This window comes from Maribacter ulvicola (genome assembly GCF_900155985.1).
In the GTDB taxonomy this organism is placed as follows: Bacteria; Bacteroidota; Bacteroidia; order Flavobacteriales; family Flavobacteriaceae; genus Maribacter; species Maribacter ulvicola.
Window position 1 is genome coordinate 1,836,381 of record NZ_FTMA01000001.1, and the last position, 22,399, is coordinate 1,858,779.

Sequence of the window (22,399 nt, forward strand, 5' to 3'; positions counted from 1 at the left end):
TGATATATGTGTGGTAATATAAAGTTGATATAGAAATTTTTCTTATTTTAGTGTAATGGTATTAAAACTTGGTTTATTCTTGCTCTTGTAGCAACTTTATTTCATCTCTTAGCTTCGCTGCCTGCATGAAATCTAATTCTTTTGCAGCTTTTTCCATAGCCTTTCTTTTGTCCTTTATCAGCTTTTCAGTTTGTTCTTTTGTAAGATAGTCCATGTCTGGTTCTGCTGCTCTTAGCTCCTCTTTAATGAAGTGATAAGTGGATACTGAGTTCTTAGAAAGTACACTGTCCAAACTTTTGTTCAAAGCTTTGGGCGTTATGTTATTGTCTGTATTATATTGTATCTGTTTTTGTCTTCTATAATTTGTTTCGTCAATTGTTTTTTGCATGCTTGCCGTTATCTTATCTGCGTACATGATAGCAAGTCCATTTAAGTTTCTTGCAGCTCTACCAACAGTTTGTGTTAAGGATCTATTACTACGTAAAAAACCTTCTTTATCAGCATCTAAAATAACCACTAATGAAACTTCTGGTAAGTCTAACCCTTCACGTAATAAATTAACTCCAATTAGTACATCAAAAATACCTTTTCGTAAATCTTGCATAATTTCAACACGCTCTAAAGTGTCAACATCGCTATGAATATATCTACATCGAATATTAATTCTATCTAAATATTTTGCCAACTCTTCTGCCATTCTTTTTGTTAAAGTGGTTACCAGGGTCCGCTCATCTTTTTCTACACGAATTTGTATTTCTTCTACCAGATCATCAATTTGGTTTAAGCTAGGTCTTACCTCAATAATGGGATCTAGAAGTCCGGTTGGTCTAATTACTTGCTCTACATAAACACCCTGACTTAATTCTAATTCATAATCTGCGGGTGTTGCACTTACATATAAAACTTGATTTTGCAATGCTTCAAACTCTTCAAATTTTAAAGGTCTATTGTCCATTGCGGCAGGTAATCGAAAACCATAATCTACCAAGTTTACTTTTCTTGATCGGTCACCACCGTACATGGCATGTACTTGAGGAATGGTAACGTGGCTTTCATCAATGACCATTAGGTAATCATCTGGGAAATAATCTAACAGACAGAAGGGGCGAGTACCTGGTTGACGACCGTCTAAATACCGAGAATAATTCTCAATACCAGAACAATAGCCTAACTCACGTATCATTTCTAAGTCAAAATTGGTACGTTCTTCTAAACGTTTTGCTTCTAAAGGTTTAGCAATATCTTTAAAGTAGTCTATCTGCTTCACCAAATCATCTTGTATATTATGAATGGCATTTTGTAATACGTCTTTTGACGTTACAAACATGTTAGCAGGGTATATGTTCAAATTCTCATATACTTCTATGACCTTGTTGTTAAACGGGTCAAAAGCCTCTATTTCCTCTATCTCGTCTCCAAAAAAGTGAATTCTATAGGCATGGTCCGCGTAACTGGGAAAAACGTCTACAACGTCTCCCTTAACCCTGAAATTTCCATTTTTAAAATCAGCCATGGTTCTAGAATAAAGGGACTGCACTAATTGATGCATTAGTTTTGTTCTAGCAATTACTTGATCTTTTTGTATAGAAATAACATTTTTTTGAAATTCAATGGGATTACCAATACCGTACAAACAAGAAACCGATGCGATAACGATTACATCTCTGCGACCTGATAATAAGGAAGAGGTAGTGCTTAGACGTAGCTTTTCAATATCTTCATTGATAGAAAGATCTTTTTCAATGTACACACCACTTGTTGGTATAAATGCCTCTGGTTGGTAATAATCATAGTAAGACACAAAATACTCAACCGCATTGTCAGGGAAAAACTGCTTAAATTCTGAATATAGCTGTGCGGCCAACGTTTTGTTGTGGGCTAATAACAATGTAGGTTTTTGGACCTCTTCTATAACATTGGCGACGGTAAATGTTTTTCCTGAACCGGTAACACCCAGTAATGTTTGAAATTTTTCTTTTTCATTTATACCCTTTACCAATTCTTTTATAGCATTTGGCTGGTCACCAGTGGGTTTGAATTCTGATACAACTTTAAATTTCATGCCATAAAATTACGAAAGAAGTACGATTTTAATGGGCTCAAAAAAAAGATTAGTTGTAGTTATCGTTTTAATGAATAATGACCACCAAAAATGCTATTGGTTGCGGTCTATCAAATTGGTTCCAATATTCTAAAGATGGTATTCGTTTGCACTAAAGGTGTTGTTTAAATTTCTATTGAAACACAGGAGCGGTTAGGTGTTATACATTTTTTATATTATAGGAAAAGTTTACAGATACCTCTGTTTAGTCATTCGTTGTAAACGAAATAAAATAGCCTAGAAATTAAAGGTAATACCTTTCTGTTAATTACAGCATCTAAAAGTAGTAGTGTTAAAACGCAACTTGGGCTCTTTAATAACAAACATTCTTGAGCAATGAATAGATCTAAGTGTCTTTGTTCATAGTTGTATTAGAGATCGCGTCTTTTTAGAATAGCATATGAACCATAAATGAAAATAGCGATCCAAGCTAGAACAATCACTATTTCATACCAATGAATATAGTAATCCAATGCTAGTTTTTCACCCATTTGGTTAGCTACAGATTGCACGGCACCTAACCTTGAAAATGGTTCTTTTATAAGATTGAACATGGCTTGTAACGGAAAAAATCCCATGATGATATCTGTGGTTTCACCATCAAAAAACTTCCATCTAATAATGCCTCTAAATATACCTTCTAAAACTTGCCAAAGTATTAGAAAACCAAGGGCGAATGCTGAACGTTTTACCAAAACGCCTAAGAAAAGACAAAAGGAAAAGAATCCTGTTAGTTTTACAAAAAAGGCTAAAAGGAACTCTAAATTGGTGAAAATGATAGATAATTCATTAAAATCTGAGTAAACAAGCCCCAGAATTAAAGAAACTATAAACACGAATATGGTAGAAACTAACGAAAAAGTAATGACGGTCAAGAATTTTGAAAGGATGAATTCCTTCTTTGACAATCCGTCAATTAAATTTTGTTTTATTGTTTTATTACTGTATTCATTGGACATCATTGAAACAATGACTATCGCCAAAAATAGTTTAAAAAAAGCGGTGATGAAGGTGTTGAAATGCCAGATATATGGGAAGTTGAAAATACCCTGATCGGCCAAATGAAACTTTATGGGGCCAATATCGAATTTTATGGCCGCTACCAATGCTATAGAGGTTAAAAGAGCGAAGTAAGAAATAATCAACACCTTGCTTGCCCTGTTATTCCATAATTTTATAAATTCTATTTGAAGTAATCGTATCATAATGGTAGGTTGTTAGGCGTTAACATTTTTGGTTAGGGCTAAAAATTGCTCTTCTAAACTTTCTTTTCGTTTTACTAAATGAGATACAATAATCCCTTTATCAAAAAGTAGTTTATTCAATGTGTGAGCATTTAACTCTGAAGTTAAAATTGCCGTAACCAATCCATTTTCTTGTTTTATGCTGCCAAAATGTTCATTAGTACTCAAGTACGATTTTAGTTTTTCTAAGTCATCAGATTTTAATTCAAAAAAGCCGAAACTGGCTTGTAAGCTATCTACCCTGCCAGAGTATAATTTTTCTCCTTTTCGTAAAATGACTACATGTGAACAAACTTTCTCTACCTCATCTAATAAATGCGATGCCAACAAAATGGTAGTTCCTTTAGCGGCAATCGTCTTTATGATTTCCCTGATTTGATGAATACCTTGTGGATCTAGACCATTGGTAGGTTCATCCAAGATTAATATTTCAGGATCGTTCAATAGGGCAGAAGCAATAGCTAAACGCTGTTTCATCCCAAGGGAAAAAGTTCTGAATTTGCTGTTTTTTCTATCCAGAAGTCCAACTAAATCTAGCTTTTCTTCAATTTTACTTTGGGTAACATCTTTAATTTTGCAAACTAATTTTAGGTTTTGCAAAGCAGTCATATACGGATAGAAGTTTGGGCGCTCAATAATTGCACCTACTTTTTTTAAAGCCTCATGTGTCGAGGTATTACCACCAAACCAAGCGAATTCTCCGCTAGTTTTATTGACCACGTTTAATACAATGCCAAGAGTAGTTGATTTGCCACTGCCGTTTGGTCCAAGAATACCATATACATTACCTTTCTCTATAGTAAACGATAAATCTTTTACAGCAGTAAGGTGACCGAATTTTTTGGTAAGATGATTGACTGTTAGAATAGTACTCACGTCAAGTGTTTTTTTGATTGGTTACCTCTACTTGACGAGTAACTTGATGGATTGTTACAAATTAGTTTTAAAATCTTGTTGTTCTGTAGGTTATTCTTCTATTAGTAATAACTGTTGTTGGTGTATTTAAATTTACTGTTATTGTTTCGGATGGGTCATCTGTAGTAATATTAGTGTCGGTTTGATCCTGAGAATTACTAATATTATTTGTGTATGTAAAGGTTGATGTGTTTACATCGGGTAAAGTTGCACGGGTTACCAAAGTTAAAGTTTCAAGGTCACCACTGTACATATCGTCTATAGACCAGTTTGGGTACGTAAAGCTACCTTTTGAAAAAGATGCAGAAACAAAAAGTAAGCCATTAGGCAATACGTCTGTTAATACAATATTTGTAATAGGATCTACACCTAAGCTCTCTACGGTGATTGTAAAAGTGACCAAATCACCGTCAATAACTGTATTTGTATCTGCAACTTTTTTGATAATAACATCAGATAAACAGTAATATGCAGCAATAGGTTGAGAATCATAAGAGCACCCCCCCTTGGTTACTCTAACGAAAAAATCACCGGCTTCAGTTGGGGTGTAGCTTGAGTATATTGCTCCAGGAACAATTGTTCCATTTTGATACCATTGATAGGCATCGAAATTAGCATCAATGACATTAATTATGGCTCCAGGTAAGCATCCTCCACCGTTGACTTGAAGGTCAACTTCAGGTACGGTATCAAACCCTGAGAAGTACCCTGCAATACCACGGGCACCATTGAACCCTAAAAATCCTACTGCTATAGGTCCAGAGGAATTTACGCTAACATCTCCGGTAAGCCCTGAGATATAGAATGTTTTCCATTCTGTAGTACCGGTGACAGGTATTGATGTGGGTAGAGCTACTGCTCCGCTTTCATCGGTGACAATTATGTTCTCATCTGGAGTTGAGGTTGAGGCGATAAGAGTAATACCTCCTGTCATTGTAATACCGGCAGCATCTTGAATATGGCTAATATTATCGACAGAATCAGGTAATAGACAATTTACAGGAGCAATAAAGTTTAGCCCGATGGTGTGAATTGCAGAATCACCTGCCATGCATTGGTATGCATAAGCATCCTTAGAGGTTGTGACAAACATATTTGAACCAGGAATATTACCGGAATAGTTTGAGGAAGGAATTTCATAATAATCTCCATCATTAATGGTTGCAATTGGTGTTGTGTTACCATTAACATAAATATTGGTATTATTTTGAGTACCTATTATAATTGGAAATTCTGTTTCAGTTGTACCGTTTCCTCTAATAAAAACATATTCTTTACCAATTTTATCTTGTGGAACAGGTTGGTCAATGGCGGCATCTCTATTAGGAGCGCCGCTTCTTATAGCAACATTAAGACCTCCATTGCTGATTGCAATAGGTTTGTTTGCTATGATATCGGCACCAATCCATCCATCAATATTGGCATTAGTTTCAGCTTTGTATGCTTCAAAAACGAAAGTTTCATTAGCATTTAAATATATGGTATAAGAATTTGATGTTATTCCGTCTCGATCATTTTCAAGTCTAAACTCACAATTTGGGTTATATCCGGATAGTGTTACGGTTGTACCGTCTTCGGTTGCCATTATACCTAGAACATTTGACAAACTACTATGAGTACCACGATTTGGAATGCCACCCCATTTAAAATGTGTGCCTAAAGCCTGTCTACCCTTGCTGGTGAGTGATGTAGCTTGTGCACTTGAACGTCCTCTATAGTTGACATAGTATTTTTCGCCTCCAGAAGATTTAAATCGTAGACCTGCTGTTGATAATATGATACCTGTATTGTTATCGGTTAAAAGAGTTATATTATTATTACCATTTCCTAAAACGATTTCTTTTGGTGTTGTGTTGGATAGACTTAAGGTAGTAAAAGGAGTTGTTGAGGATCCTTGAAATACACTTACTGTAAATGATGTGGTTTCAGGAGTAGATAGATATATGTATTGTTCTTTAATTGCATTATTATTGCCCCCTTGTTTTAATGGCGGTAAATAGTGAAGGTCACTCAACTGGGAATATCCAGTTACAGAGACTGTTATGAACACAATAAATAAAATTAACTTTTGCCTCATTATATGTTTGGGGTATGAGCATTTAAAGAAACTCACTATATTTTTAAATGACAATTAATAGTTGTCAAACACCGTTAATATGTTGTTTTCATAAAAAAAGTAGAGGTGGTAAATTTTTACTACCTCTACTTTTTAGTTATCTGTAAAGTGTAAAATTACCTACAAATTCTCTAGTATCGGTTGCGCCATTTAATTTGATGACGTACCAGTAATCTCCTGTTGGAAGCTCGTTTTCCTGATAGAATCCATCCCAACCGTCTTCATTATCCTTGAAGGTGTAAACTGAACGACCATACCTATCATATATAGAAATAAAGATTTCTGGATATATTTCAATGTTATCCGGCTTCCAAAAATCGTTTTCTCCATCACCATTTGGTGTAAAGAAATTAGGGATTTCTATATCAATGAATTCAATGAATATACTTGCCGTGGATTCACATCCGTTCTCATCTACTACGGTTACATCATAGGTATTGGTTTCGGTAATGTAGAATACATTTTCAGCCCCCATTTCTTTATCACCTAAATAATAGGTGTAGTTTTCTCTACCGCCGGTTACGGTAGCGGTAATCTGATTGATATTACTTTCTTCAGCAGTAATTTCAAGAGGGTCAAATGCCAATATTTCAATATCATATGTGGTTAAACATCCATTAGCATGTGAAATACTGATGTAATGTGTACCCGGAGCCAATTCTCTGAACATAGGTGTTAATTGCATTTCTAATGGATCTACAGTATCTAAACCAAATAACACATCTTCTTCTATACTTGGGTCATCAAGAACAATATTGACATAGGTACTTGCTGAAATACCATTACAACCATAGATGGGCTCAACGGTTGCCCCAAGATTAATACCTGGTTCTATAGTAACGATTAATGTTTCATCACAACCTTGTGCATCTTCTATGTATATGATGTAATCACCGGCTGCCAAGTTGGTAAAGCTCAATCTATCTTGAACAAAGTCTGTTTCGCTTTCTAAACGAGTGCTATATGGTGCCGTACCACCAGTTAGGGTTAAGTCAATTGTACCATCTTCTTCACCAACACAAATTTCAGGAGTGCTGGCTATGGTCACCTCAAGAACTTCCGGTTCGGTTATGGTTGCTTCTGTTATTTCAAAACAGCCGTTGGTATCTTGGGCTATGATGATATAATCACCAGGTGCCAAATTGTTGAACGTATGGTCTTCGCTAAATCTATCTAAATTTGGTGATATTGCATATTGGTATGTACCAGAACCGCCAATCATATTCACCGTAATACTACCATCGTCTTGTCCATTACAAGTTACGTTGTTAATAGTGGTATTGGCGGTGTCAATAAGAAGTTCATTTGGCTGGGTTATCGTAATTAATTGAGAGGTTTCTTCACAATCATCGCTTTGCACCCTTACATAATATGGCCCTGCCAATAGATCTGTAAACAAACCAGTGGTTTGATTTGGACGAATTTCGTTGATTAAACCTGCATCAGAAAATAATGCATATTGATAATTTCCTAATCCGCCTTGCGCTTCCGCATTAATAACTCCACTATTGTCACCGTAACAACTAATGGTAGGGTTATCGTTATCTAACGTAATCGTTAAAGGAATGATTGGATTGATAGTAACACTATTACTTAATACCGAAATACAACCAAAACTATCTTGAATATAGTACTGGTAGGTATTTGGCAGAACACCTGTAAATAAATGGGTGTTAGGTCCGTTGATTTCATTCATGGCATTGAATGTTGAAGTACCATCAGTATTCCACATATATGGTCCTGTACCGCCAGATGCGGTTAATAATAGTTCAGCTTCATTTAAACATGTAGCTCTTTGCGCAGTGACTAATTGACCTTTAACTTCTACAGGCTCTACAATTTCTACAATAGCAGTTTCGTCTGAACAATTATAATCGTCTAATATTGTAATACTATAGTAGCCGGACCTTAAGTTGCTAAATGTAGGGGAGGTTTGGGTGCTGGATGTCTGTAAAAGATTGGCACCCGTAGTATTACTATCATACGTTTTAAGCATGTACCTGTAATTTGTAACTACTGATCTTGGTATAAATCCTGCGGTAATTATTCCGTCCGTATCACCTTCACACTCTAAACCTACAACAGTTTGAATATTGGCAACAATTGGTTCTGGCGGAGTCAACGTAAATGCATTGGTAAAGGTTTCTGTACAACCTAAACTATCGGTAATTTCTACAGTATACTGACCATCACTTAAACCGGTAAATAAATTACTGTATACTTGATTAGCCGTGTAAGTAGTTGAACTAGCATGTGTTAATACAATATCGAAAGGTCCTTCACCTCCATTTGGTGTAATGTTTGCAGTACCCATGTCATTACTACAACCTACATCTGTGGTTGCTATGGTCGCTAATGTTATTGCAGCACTAGGAGATGTAATCGTAAATGCTCTTTCTTGAATACATTCAGGAGTTCCAACTTGTGAAGCTCTCAAAATATAACTACCCGCAGCTACTGGAATAGAAGCTGTTGTACCTGTTCCTGCAAAGGTGTCGGCATCATCTGTACGTGCAGTAGCTGTTCCATCGGCATTTATAACTTCCCAGTTAAAATCGCCAGTATAGGTAGTATCGGTAAAGGTCACCTCAATAGCCCCGTCTGTTCCAAAACAAACCACATCTGAAAGTTTATTCACTTCAATAGTAAATGTGTTAGGATCTTCAACAATATGGGTTCTTGTTATTTCACAACCTGTAGTTACATTTCTAATACCAATAGTATATGTGCCAATTGCCAAGTTGGTAAATACATTATTACCTGTTTGGTAAGTAGCAGATGGTAATAATCTAAACTCATAGTTAGCAAGATTAGCAGTCGTATTGGTAACTGTACTAGTTACATCTATGGTTATATTTTCACCACTGTTAACACAATCTAAATCTCTATCTACTATTACTGTTGCGTCAATAAAAGTATCATAAGGGTCTATGGTAACTATGTGTTCTGCAGAACAACCTTCGTCATCATATACACGAACAATGATATCACCACCAGCCGCATCGGTGTGTGTGTACGTTAAATCTCTGCTGTTTTGAAGTACGGTAGAAGTTGCATCATCAATGAATTCAAAACGATTGTGCGTACCACTACCACCATTTATTAAACTTACGTCTATTGTTATTGTGGCATTATCACCGTCATTACCGGTAGCACAACCAAATTGTACTGGAACCGGAGCAGTAAATGTTATAGCTGTATTTTCATCTACAACTACTGTTTTTACTGTGGTGCAGTTATTCGGACCTCTTGCGGTTACCTCATACGAACCACCAGGTAAACCAATATATGATTGTGTAGCTACGTCCCAATGGGTAGCTGCATTCCAACCTACTATAGCTGGAACTGGATTTAAATCATAGGTCAACGGATTGTTGCCGTTATTCACTTGAACCAATTCTATGCTACCATCATCAGCACCTGAACAACTAACCTCAATTGGGGTTGCCGTAAAATCTGGACGAATAGCCGCAGGTATGGTCACCGTAAATGTTCTAAAACAATTAGGAGAAGCGGTATCAATATCATAAACATTGATCGTATAATCTGTATCTATAGTATTATCTGGAACGCTTACTGGAACGTTCATTGCACCACCTGCAAGAGTTTGTTGAGCTTCAATTGGTAGAGATGCACTGTCAAGAATTTCGAACTCATAGTTTCCTGAACCTGAAATACCTTTAATAGCTATTTCGGCTTCAAAACCAATGCCACAACCTGACTGCTTGGCTAAAGTTGCCGATGCTTGTAGGGTAGGATGAACATCTATATTTATTGTATCTGTACAACCGCTTTCATTTTTGATAAATACATCATAATTGCCGGCAGGTACTGAATCGTATATGCCGCCATTGTTTTGATATGTACTACCACCATCTATAGAATAAAGAATTGTACCTGTACCAGTGGCAGTTATATGAACCGATGCATTGGTATTACAATTAACAATAGCAACATTAGTTATAGTTGGTGCTGGCATCATATTCATGGTAACATCGTTAAGTGGATAAGAGCAACCATATTGGTCTTCTACCTCAACCGTATAAGTTCCGGCAGGTGAATTTGCAGCTATTTCTATAGGGTTGTCACCGGTTGCTGTAATAGTAGCAAAAGGAGCAGGACCTGAAATGGTAAAGAAATAAGTACCCCCACCACCTTGTACATTCTCGATTAAAATTAACCCAGGGTTTTCACAAGAAATATCTTGATCAGATTTTACGACTCCTGTTATACTTTCTAACTCATCTAAAATAGCATTTTCACTTGCACTTATACATGTTTGATTTCCGGAACCATCAATTTGCTTAACCTCAATATAGTATTCGCCTGGCGCAAGGTTTTTTATTTTAATTTCATCTTCATATGGAATTATACTTGGGTTATTTGCTAAATCTACACTTTGAGCTACAAGGGAACCGCTGAGGTCGTATAAAAACCACTCCATATGCGATTCAGTAATAGAATCTTCATCAACTATCGTATATGTAATTTCACCGTTGTTTGCTGCACTACAGGAAGGGCTAATGTCAGCGGTAATTGTCATTGGTAAATTATCGGCTTCTTCGTTAACATTTGCAGTACTTTGACGTATACAAGATACAGGTGAATTGTTATCTCTTACGTAAAATACATATGTTCTACCAGGTATTAAATTTGTAAACTCATACATGCCATGACCTGCTGATACCGCACTGCCATCTAAATGGAAGCTTCCTCCTGGATGCCAGATAGCCGTACTTTCGTCAAAGTTTGCGGGGTCGTTGGAAACAGCATATTCGTATCCTGGTAAACCTTGGTCACCTTGTACTTTTACTTTTAGTTCATCGCAATTTTCAACAATTGACGTTGTTGTAATATCCAAATCATCAAGAGGATAAGGTATTATTTCTCTTGGAAAATCTGTTTGACAGATTAAATTGTTACTACCATCTAGTGTACGAATGGAAGGGAAAACTTCATCTCCAGAAATATACCCTCTAAATGCTGTTGATGATTGCCAAGTTGTACCTCCATCGTCACTGTATTCTAGTGTTCCTGTAAGACCTGTGGTTACCATGCTAAAATCGAAACCAAAGTCAGTATCGGACCCATTACAATCACTAGCATAGGCTAATATAATATCTGCAGTCAATTGATCTGGAGCGGTAATAGTTACCGTTTCTGTTTCTGAACAACCAGCTTCGTCCTTAATAACAACGTCATACTCACCTGGTGTCAGGTTATAGTATGTTTTGGTAGTTCCCACTACATCAGTTTGTACTTGATCTGGTGTACCATTGGTTTTATCTACCAATCTATAATCGAAAGGAGAAAGACCATCGTTAATAGTTACTTCAATATTACCGGTACCATCATGACAATCTGGGTCTGTGGCTACTGCTGTAATATCCAATACCGGATTGGCAGCAATAGTTTCTGTTACCATGGTCTGGCAAGCATCTGTGCCATTTGCTTTATCTCTTACGTAAATATCGTAATCATCTATGTCCGCCAAAGGAATATTTGTAGTACTACTAGCAGAGAAATCAGCATCGGTTACTGTATTCCCAGAAGGTATAAATGCATACATGAAATTGTTGTCTCCGCCAGAAGCAGTTGCCGTTAAACTACCAGCGGCACATGAACTTGCATTTACGGCCACTACGCTAAGCGATATTGTAGGCGCAATAGTTATAGATTGAATAGAAGTTGCACAACCAAATTGGTCATTTACTTCCACATCATATGTACCTTCTGATAAATTGTTGAAAGTGTAACTTACATTGGTAATAGGAGATGGTGTTTGCCACGCTCCGCCGTTTATTCTAAAGGAGTAATTGCCGTTACCATTTGTTACTGTAGTAGTTACCGTACCATTGTTTTGACCATCATAACATTGTGTCGCCGTTAAATCAAAAGCAATAGTTTCTGGTTGAATTACGGTCACTGTTGTAGTTGATACCACTTCACAGTTATTCTGATCTCTAACCCTAACATGGTAACTACCAGCTGGTACGTTCAAGAATTGAGGAGAGGTAGTAAAAGCTCTTTCGATAGTATTATCGGTCAGCTCTAATTGGTACTCATAACCAGGTGTACCTTCCTCTGCAGAAGCCTGTAACGTTGCACCTGTATTGAAACAACTGTATTTTGTCATTTTTTGTAAATCTGCAGTCAAAGCAGTAGGTGATGTCAACGTAACCGAAGTCGCAGAGGTTGCCGTACATGTATTATCGTCAATTTTTTGGACCATAACGGTATACGTGCCATCGGCAAGAGTTGTCGGTGTAGTAATCGGTGATGTTGTTTCCGTAACCCAAGTTGCTCCATTATCAATAGAATATTGATAACCTACAGTTGAATTAAAATTAGAAACTTCAAATCGAATACTTCCATTGTCACTACCGCTACATGTAGGGTCGGTACTACCTAAAATAGCGACTTCAAATCTTTGACCAGACTCTACAATAACTGTAATATCTTTAGTTTTTTTGCATAACTCAGGGGTCTGTGAAGCCTGAATATCATCTAGTACTAAGAAATTTCCATTGTCACTATCAAGATTGGTACGTAATACAACACCAACTGCAGTATTTGCTCCAGGATTAAACGTAACGGTTCTTAAATGCCAGTCGTCTGCGTTGTTGTTTTGTGGAATAGCTGCGGTAGCCTGACTACTGATTACAGTACCGGAACCATCAACCAATTCTACCAATACTTCTGGATCGTTACCTGAAGCATTATCTTTTAAAATATTATATGCGTAGAAAGATATGGTGATATCTTCATTGGCAAGAGCTTCCAATCCTGTTCTTGACCATAAAATATTGTTGTTTCCTGCTGAGGTACTTACACCAATTGCCATAAACCTACCATCGGTTACACCTGTATGGTCATTTGGACTTCTCCAAGAAGCATTTGGATTGGTTATTCTATTGGTGACCGCATATTCAGCATTTACAAGAATTCCTGCAGGTCCTAAATTACAGTCCGTTTCCGTACCGTCTTGTGGCTCATAGCAATACCCTGCACCAATTTCTGCTATCTGTGTAGTAACACCGGCTCCAAAATCTTCAAGGAACAATGTGCTTTGCTCAGCAGCAATAGAACTGGTATAGCCAACTGTTATTGTTTGAGTGCCCGATGCCACATCATTGAATACATTACTGTCTAACGGAGAATTGTCGCTACCGTTTAATTTATAAGTATATGTAAAGTCTGTAGTGTTAGAAGGGGTAATGGTTATTACACCGTCACCATCGCACTCATACGTAATATCATTAGTGAAAGTAGGGGCTATAGCGGCTGTAGGTACGGTTATTTCTAAATCTGTAGAACATCCTAAAGCATCTTTTATAGCCAATTGATACGTGCCTGGTGTTAAACGTTGTTCGTCAACTGAAGAGAACGTACCACCACCGTCAAAACTATATTTATACGGAGCTTGACCGCCACTACCATTTAAAATCTTCACTAAAGCAGTGGGTGTCGCCGCACCAGATGTATCACATGACGCATCTTCTATAATAGAAGGGGATGCCGTTAACGTAAATGGTTGGGTAACTTCATACTTTAAAGTTTCTGTACAAGCATTACCAGGATTGCTATTGGTATCCTTAACTGTAATAGTATAAATACCGGCAGCTAGATTATTAAAGAAGTTTTCCGTTTGGTACGTGGTACCACCATCTAGACTATATTGGTAGGGTGCATTACCACCAGATGCGGTAATGGTTAATACAGCTGTAGAAGAATCTGCACATATAATATCCGTATTTGATGCACTAATGGTTATAGTACCCAAATCTTCCATTTGTACAATATTAGAAAATCCGTAACAGCCATTATCATCTCTAATTACAAATACATATTGGCCATCTTCATTAGGTACATATGTAGAAGGATTACCTTCATATCCAAATAAAAATGAAGGATTAGATGAGAAGTCGGAATCTGGAATGGTAGTTTCGTCCGCATATGGAGCCACACCATCTTTACTGTAAATAGCATATTCATAACCTGTTGTACCACCAGTGGCCGTTAAATTAATTACACCGGAAGTACATGTAATGTTATCTTGATTTGTAGCCGTTAATTTTAGTTCTGGAATTTCATCTACAGTAATGGTACGCTCATCTGAACAACCGTCTACGGTAGAGGTTACAATAACGTAATCATCTGCTGCAAGACCAGTAAACGTATGAGTGTTGTCTGATGAAACCAAGTTATTTGCCACTAATGCACCTTTGCCACCGCTACCATTGTCAAAGTATAATTCATAGCTATATTCTGGAGAAACGTTCAATGCTTGTATAGAAATCGTACCTGCATCTGAACAGTCAAATGGAGTAGTGCTAGGCGTCACTTTAAAAATTCTTTCAGAAATACCAATTTCTTCGGTTTCAAATACACAACTGTTCTCTATTGGTACACCTGTTGATGGATTAAGCTGTGTGATCTGTACTTTATATGTACCGCTAGTTGCAATAGCAAAGTTTGGACCCTCGCCTGCGCTGAACGGTACTGCTATATTATTATTTTCTACATCAAATAACTGATAACCATAACCGGAACCTAAATCTATTACCCTTATAGACCCTTCTGTATTACAAATGATATCAGAGGAATCTGGCTCTGGAATATCTAACGTATTTTGGTATACATTGAAATAGAATCTACTGAAACAGCCGCCTTCATAACCAATAACTACTCTGTATTTACCACTTTCGGTTACGGTAAAATTATCGGTATCCGTTACCTCGTTCCATGTCCATCCGCCATTAGTGTTCGCACAATCATCACTTACATCACCACAAGTAGCCGTATTACAGCTGGCTTCGTCAAGTTTTTCCCATTTAATACTTAAAGCATCCGTTATACCTAATTGTATAAATGCACTATCAGTATCACCACAAAGGAAAATATGTGGCATTGAACTGTTATCATTAGAACAAGTAACGGTTTCTCCCTGAATATCATTATCTGGATTACTGTCGCTATTTACTTGATTTAAATAGCTGATAATTGGGTTGGTCTGTGTTTCACCATAACGCTCTACGGTGATTAATTCTGTATGATTGGCACAACCAGAAGTTGATGTTTTTTCAACGATATAGTTACCTACGGTAGTTACTGTTAATGTGTTTGAAGTACCGTCATCTAAGATGGTATCTTCTGAATCTATAGATCCATTATTGTTGGTGTCAATTGCCCAAGTGTAGGTATCAAAACCTAGACCCGCAGAAAGCGTTCCACTAGCGCCACAAAGTTCTACTGTTCGTGCACTATTACAATTTGTTAAAGCATCAGAAACATTATTGGCCGGGACTTCTAAAGTGGTGATACAGGCACCTGCGGGGTTACTGCCATCTTCATCAGAAAAGGTGTTGGTGTTTAAAGTACCTGAATAAGTTGCATATGCATGGTTTTCTAATAGAGAGGCACATGCCGCTACAAACTCAGAACAGTCGCCTGCTACGGATACGGTTATTTTTATCTTGTACTCTGGGTCATCAATCTGAACCAAATCATTGGGTATGGTAAAGGTTATAGTTTTAGTACTCTCTTCATAACTACTACTTACTCCCGGGGCATCATCAAAGTTTATTGCGTCTAGGCTTACATTGTCTGGTAATACATTTTTGATGGTAAAACCAGTTGCATGGTCATCACCGGTATTTTGAAATCTTAATACATAATTATAAGTGTCGCCTAAATCAACATTTTGTCCATTAATATCCGTATCACTTAATGTTTCTGAAGTGTTGCCCAAAACAATTACCGGAGCAAATACCTTATTGTAAGATGCATCGTTTACGGTACCATCCGTTGGGTCTACAACAGGAACACCTGTGCCATATTCACCACCATCACCACCGTCGGCGTTATCATCTTTATAATATTCGTTGGCATCACTACAGCCATCGCCATCGCTATCTAAGTCTAAATGATCGGGAAAGCCATCCATATCGGTATCTAGATTCGCACAAAATCCAGAAAAGGACGCTGTATTATAGGATAAAAAGGCAACATCTGCATTTGAACTAAGTTCTAATCGTAGATAGGATACATCCCCCAAATTAGTAACAGGAATACCAAATTCTGACAATTCAACCGTGGCCAAGCGATAATCTCTAGTGGTTTTATTAAAGAAAACGCTTCCGTTTTCATGGTAAACATCTAAGCTGTATGAACCAACTACATTGTCAAGCGCTCCACCACCTGTGGCCTGCACGCGTACTGCATTACCAAGTGGAGCACCCGTTGCATCATAAAGACTTACGGTATGGGCTACACCATTGGGATCTGCAACCTGGGTCAGCAAAATATCAGGTATACCATCACCCACGTTAGTAGCTACAATAGGGTCAATCTCATAAGTCCATGTATCACCAATGTTCGCAATTCCGGTACCAAGATCTAATCCGTTCTGTCCGTTGGTCAATAAAGGGTTTAATGGGTCTGTTGTAGGATTGTTTACTACCGTTAATCCTACTGCGTTATTAAGGTTACCATCATTAAGACTGGCTTCTATAGTTGCCTCATTATAAATGTTTTTTGAAGGGGATAAGGCCATCCATTTAGATGCTGTGGCCGAAATATTTGGAATACCATCATTATTAGAATCTATACCGTCTAATAAACCATTTCCGTTAGTATCATAGAGGTCATCGTCTAACACCCCGGTGGTAAAAGTGGTACCCGATGAGGTGAATGCCAATAATTCATGCGATAAGTTAGGTAATACCGGGTTCTTTGAAGAAGATGAACTTCTCCAAAAATCATTAAAATTCGTGAAAATTTCGGTAACGGCACTTCCACCTTGTACCGTAGTCGATGGCAAAGTGAAGACTACATCATCAGAAATGATGCACATTTGTTCAACGGTATCAAAAATTCCATCATTATCATCATCCAAATCAACACTATCCACTACGCCGTCCTTATCAAAATCGTTATGCACAATTAATCTAGCAGAGGGCTTGTCCGTTGTAATATTGGCATCCGTTTGGTCTTGAGTATTGGTAACCGTATTAGTGAGGTTGAGCAAAGGTAACGTGTCAATTTCGTCTGCAGAGACCTTTAAGGTTAATAATGCTACTTCTCCAGGTTCTAATGTGCCAATATTCCAAACGCTTCCGTTGAAAGATCCCGTAATCGTAGATGCAGATACTAATGTTAAACCTGCAGGGATATTGTCTGTTATTTGTAGATTGGTAATATCATTAAAATAAAGATTTTCTGCCCTAATGGTAAAAGTAGCAGTTTCGCCTTCAATTATTTCCGGTTTATCTACGGTTTTTTCAATTAGAACATCAGGTTCACAATAGAAAATTTTAATAGTTTGGGAATCGTAGGTGCAGGGTCCTTTTGTTCCTCTAACATAATAATCACCGGCTACAGTAGCTGCATAATCATATGCATTTGCACCAGGAATTATTTCTCCATCAAAGAACCATTGGTAAGCGTCAAAATTATCATCTGAAGCTTCAAAAATACTGGAGCCGGAAAAGCATTCTCCCTCTACACCTCCGTTGATCTTTAAAACTACCTCTGGTACAGTATCAAAACCAGAGAAATAGCCAGCAACACCTTGTGCCCCGTTGAATCCAAAAAAACCAATGGCCATTGGGCCTGTTGAAGTCACGTTGATGTTGCCATTTAAGTTTGGAACATAAAATGTTTTCCAGTCATCTGATCCGGCAACGGGGTCAGAGGCAGGTTTGGAAACTTCAACACCATCTTCATACACTTTAATATTGGCATCTGAAGTATTTACAGAAGCAATGATGGTAAGGCCACCGGTAACAATACTACCGGCAATGTTTCTAATATTTGGTATGTTGTCCATTACATCTGGCAACAAACAGTTTACCGGGGCTACAAAATTAAGCCCTTGTGTGTACAAAGCACTTGATCCGGCAATAGATTGATAAGCATAAACATCTTTAGAGGTCTGTACAAACATATTTGCACCAGCTGAATTATTAGAGTAATAGCTACTTGGTATCTTAAAGTATTCACCATTATCAATGGTGGCAATAGCGGAAGTACTGCCATTTATGAATACTTGAGTATTATCTGCTGTAGCAATAACCAAAGGAAACTCCGTTAGACCGTTAGTGTTACCGTTACCTCTAATAAACACATAATCTTTACCTAGTTTATTAATAGGTACTGGTTGGTCTATACCTGCATCTCTATGACTTTGACCATTTTCACTACCAAAGTTTATAGCGCCATTGCTTATCACAATATCTTTTGTAGCAACTATAGAAGCACCGATCCAACCATCTTCATGTGCTTTTGTGGGAGCTGTACCTATGTAGGTTTCATATACAAAAGATTCGTTGGCATTTAATGTTATCGTATGTGAATTTGTAGTAATGCCTGCTCTTTGGTTACCTACCCTAAATTCACAACCAGGATCATAACCAGATAAAACTACGGTAGTATTATCTTCCGTAGCCATAATACCAAGGGTGTTAGATTTAGATGAATGACTACCCTTGTTAGGTACACCGCCCCATTTAAAATTAGTACCCATTGCTTGCCTGCCCTTTGCCGTTAATGAAGCCGCTTGTGCATTGGACTTACCCCGGTAATTCACATAAAATTTTTCACCATTGGCAGCTATAAAACGTAACCCGCTATTGGTAAGTACGGTTCCAGTATTAGCATTGGTTACTAGCGTAATATTGTTATCACCATTGGGAAGTGTCCAAACACCGGGATTTAGATTATCTATCGTTATCGTTCTTAAAACTGTGTTAGAGGTACCTCTATAGACATAAACATTGAATGGAGATGTTTCTGGTGTAGATAAATGAATTGCTTGGTTCTGAATACCTGCGTTATTTTGACCTTGCTTCATTGGTGGTAAATAATGAAGGTCACTTAATTGCGAAATTCCTGAAAATGAATTAAATGCAATTAGAATAAATAGTAAAAACTTTAGGATCGTTTTAAGCGAAGTATTCATTGGTATGGTTTCAAGTAGTAAAAAACAAATAAAGTGAGCTTTCTTCTTCTGGCTAAAAAAATGTTGTCTATACCCGATATATGTCGTCGTAGGCATAAATTCTATATGCTTGTTGAAATTTATTGATATGAAATGTTTATTTTGGAAGTAAATTTGTAGCATGTCAGAAGAAAGATTAATGTCAAAGAAAAAACCCGCTTATCCTGTAAGTGAGGCCTTAGACGGCTATTTGGAACACTATAGCAGAAAGATTGAAATTCCCATTTTTTATGATGATCTGCTTCGCTTTTCTGGTTCTGTTGTAGTGTATGATAAAAATGATGAAGACACCCTTTGGGTACGTGCTTATTACTCTGAATTTGATAGGAAAGAAATTGACGATAGTTTAAAGAAAGTCTATTCCATTTTACATTCTGATGGAAGTGATAATATTCACCAATACTTAAATGTAGATGCTGTAGATTTTTGTACGTTCGGTAATTCCAAACCTTTTAGAATCAAGATCCGAAACATATTGAATGACAATTTTACTTATTTCTACGTAAAAAAAACCGACGCTTCTCGTATCTATGGCCTGGAACTTGAGCATATGCTTTCTCCGTACCACCTTAATTTTTTGGTGTATAAGGACACGCTAATTGAAGAGCATATTGCAGGTATACCTGGTGATGAATTTATTAAACATAATTTACCAAAGTGTACGCCTCGTGAAAAAGCCCAGTTGGCAAAAGAATTTGTAAAATTTAATGAACGTTGCATGATTCGTTTATTGGGTGATATGCGTTCATATAATTATGTTATTGTGCCTACTCATGACTTTGATCATGTAGTGTATAAAATTAGAGCCATAGATTTTGATCAGCAGTGTTTTGAAGGTAAATTGAAAGTTTATAGGCCTCAATTTTTCAAAGAAAATTTTCAAATGGTAGAATTGGTTCGAAATAAATTAACGCATGATTCTGTTGATCAATATAAGCTAGAAGAACGTTCAATGGTGGCGAAAAGAATTTTAAGCTCAGGTAACAGAATAAAAAAATTACGAGCTATTTGTAAAACTGATGCCATTTCTACACCTAAAAACATAGCTATGTTAAGAGCACAAATAGAAGTACTTACTATGGATATGGCCTTTCAAACTTGTAAAACAATGGGTGAGGTGCTAGATTTGGCACTTAATTTTGTGCGAAGAAATTACGAAGATGTAAGTGTAAAACAGATAATTGAACACAATATAAAAGTCAACAATTAGCGTTAAGAGGGCAAACAAAAAGCCCAATTTTCAATAGTGAAAATTGGGCTTTTTGTTTGCCTATAAAGACTATTATAGTATTAATTAACTCTTTTGTTCTTTATTAAAGTAAACCAAGTAGTAATACATTTGTCGCTCTTCATCCCATCCTTTTTCTACGAATTTTTCTGCAGACTCTGGATTAATGAAATCCATTTTTATCTGGATATTGGTGTCCAAATTAATGACATTTTTAATTTTTTTACGAGCATCTGATACAGCTTTATTAGCAATATCAAAAGTGGATACATCTTCAATACTGAATTTAGGACCTTTCTCAGTTTTATAATGTTTGAATTCAGGAATCAACTCTGGATTTTCCATTACCTCGTTCAAAAAAGTAGATTCTTCAAAAGCATCGTTCTTTGCAAAGTGGTTAACAGCGCGGTTCATAAACAAAACCTCTTGTTGCTTATCTTCTGCAGGTAAAACAACCTCTTTGGCAAAGTCTTGACAAAATTTTAAATAGTTTTTAGTCTTAAAATTGTCATCTGAAAGTGGTTCAACACCTAAAAAGTTTTCTATCCAGTATTTAGTATCGTACTTATTACTATCTACTGAAAGGACCTTGTAACCTTCTTCTTTCTCTACATTGAAAATTAAACATCCTTTATCTAATTTATTGATATTGATACCTTGTTGAATAACAATATCTAAATTACTGTTCTTTTCTTCGAACTGAATAAAATCATGTTTTAGCTCACTCTTGAATATCCCTATGGCGTCTACCTTTTTATTGTCTAAAAGTAAACCAGATAGATAAGCAACATAAACTTCTCCACTTTTAATATGTGGGTGGTTAGATTGTTCAAACAATAAAGAAGCTACTTTTTTAGAATTCAAATGAGCCTTGGAAGGATCTTCAAAAACTTCACTTACAATTTTGAACAATTCGTTGAATTCAACATCAACCTCATTTGTCAACTTGTAATAGTTCTCTTCTTTTTCCCTAAACGGTTTAAAAAAGTATTCTTTTAGTAAACCCGTAGTTTCATCATTAAGTCTAAAAGGTTCTTCTGAAAGAAATACACCTTCGTTTTTATTTTTGTTACCAACTCTATGTATAGAAATACTTTCAATTTGGGTTGCATATAGGTTAATCATAAAATATTCTAAATTAAATGGTTAGTAAGCTAAGACGTATTTGTTCTCTCGATAATCGAGATTTAAATACTTCAACGTTTACGTTGAAATATAAATTATGTTTTGAATTCTATACCACGTGGGTATACCCTGAGGTCATTTACTGAAATTTAGTTCCAATTTTCATCGAAATCTAAATCGTCGTAATTATCAAAAGTATCATCAAAATCAAAGGCACTGTTTTCTGCCTCAAAATTCTTTTCTGGCGGAGTTTCCGGAAGTTCGCCAAAGGTAAATAGAACATTGGGGTAGGCGCGGCCATCTTCATTTTTTTGAATATCTGCAAGTTCAACAAAAAATGTCCACATGTTCATGAAATCATATACATAAATCAATTTAGGATTGTTCTCTGTAATGACATCCTCTAAAAAGGTCTCGTTCATTAAACGTACATCAGAACCAGATTCGCTCATATCAAAAAGCGCAATTTCTTCATCTTGTTTCCACTCCTCATCACATGTGTAAAAAGAGGCCATTTCATTTCCTAAAAATCCAAATGCCTGAGTAATGGCATTATGGAACTCTTCTAATGAATTATGGGACTCAATCTCTAAATCTCTGAAAATATCTTCTTCAGCGTCTAGAATTACACGAATTTTATAAATCATACCTTACTATTTGCGGGAGGGCA

General features: G+C 36.6%; 8 protein-coding genes. 1 reads left to right on the plus strand and 7 read right to left on the minus strand.

Annotation, left to right across the window (positions count from 1 at the left end; genetic code table 11):
• Positions 1–73: 73 nt before the first annotated feature.
• From uvrB to BW936_RS07935, 5 genes are all read right to left on the minus strand, one after another.
• Positions 74–2,062 (minus strand): excinuclease ABC subunit UvrB, encoded by a 1,989-nt coding sequence (uvrB, locus tag BW936_RS07915; protein WP_076547788.1) that lies wholly within the window; start codon positions 2,060–2,062, stop codon positions 74–76.
• Positions 2,063–2,472: 410 nt separating this feature from the next.
• Complete coding sequence (locus BW936_RS07920) at positions 2,473–3,306, minus strand: ABC transporter permease (protein ID WP_076547789.1); 834 nt, start codon at positions 3,304–3,306, stop codon at positions 2,473–2,475.
• A 12-nt stretch (positions 3,307–3,318) separates the two neighbouring features.
• Positions 3,319–4,221, minus strand: a complete 903-nt coding sequence (locus BW936_RS07925; protein WP_076547790.1) for an ABC transporter ATP-binding protein — start codon at positions 4,219–4,221, stop codon at positions 3,319–3,321.
• A 67-nt stretch (positions 4,222–4,288) separates the two neighbouring features.
• Complete coding sequence (locus BW936_RS07930) at positions 4,289–6,310, minus strand: DUF11 domain-containing protein (RefSeq protein WP_244156179.1); 2,022 nt, start codon at positions 6,308–6,310, stop codon at positions 4,289–4,291.
• 163 nt (positions 6,311–6,473) lie between these two features.
• Entirely contained in the window at positions 6,474–19,337 is a 12,864-nt protein-coding gene (locus BW936_RS07935; RefSeq protein ID WP_076547792.1) for a T9SS type B sorting domain-containing protein, read from the minus strand.
• Positions 19,338–19,497: 160 nt separating this feature from the next.
• Here BW936_RS07935 and BW936_RS07940 point away from each other — a divergent pair, with 160 nt between their 5' ends.
• Positions 19,498–20,586 (plus strand): hypothetical protein, encoded by a 1,089-nt coding sequence (locus BW936_RS07940; protein WP_076547793.1) that lies wholly within the window; start codon positions 19,498–19,500, stop codon positions 20,584–20,586.
• Between the two features lie 84 nt (positions 20,587–20,670).
• On the opposite strand, the gene BW936_RS07945 is transcribed toward BW936_RS07940, so the two are convergent.
• Both BW936_RS07945 and BW936_RS07950 read right to left on the minus strand, forming a co-directional pair.
• A complete protein-coding gene (locus tag BW936_RS07945; protein WP_076547794.1) occupies positions 20,671–21,729 on the minus strand; it encodes a nucleoid-associated protein in 1,059 nt (352 codons plus the stop codon).
• 149 nt (positions 21,730–21,878) lie between these two features.
• On the minus strand, positions 21,879–22,376 hold the full coding sequence (locus BW936_RS07950; RefSeq protein ID WP_076547795.1) for an IS1096 element passenger TnpR family protein: 498 nt from the start codon (positions 22,374–22,376) through the stop codon (positions 21,879–21,881).
• Positions 22,377–22,399: the final 23 nt, after the last annotated feature.

Bases quoted from the DNA above. Each gene is read 5' to 3' on its own strand.
- BW936_RS07945 (WP_076547794.1), bottom strand. From the start codon at position 21,729: ATGATTAACCTATATGCAACCCAAATTGAAAGTATTTCTATACATAGA.
- BW936_RS07950 (WP_076547795.1), bottom strand. From the start codon at position 22,376: ATGATTTATAAAATTCGTGTAATTCTAGACGCTGAAGAAGATATTTTC.
- BW936_RS07920 (WP_076547789.1), bottom strand. From the start codon at position 3,306: ATGATACGATTACTTCAAATAGAATTTATAAAATTATGGAATAACAGG.
- uvrB (WP_076547788.1), bottom strand. From the start codon at position 2,062: ATGAAATTTAAAGTTGTATCAGAATTCAAACCCACTGGTGACCAGCCA.
- BW936_RS07940 (WP_076547793.1), top strand. From the start codon at position 19,498: ATGTCAGAAGAAAGATTAATGTCAAAGAAAAAACCCGCTTATCCTGTA.
- BW936_RS07935 (WP_076547792.1), bottom strand. From the start codon at position 19,337: ATGAATACTTCGCTTAAAACGATCCTAAAGTTTTTACTATTTATTCTA.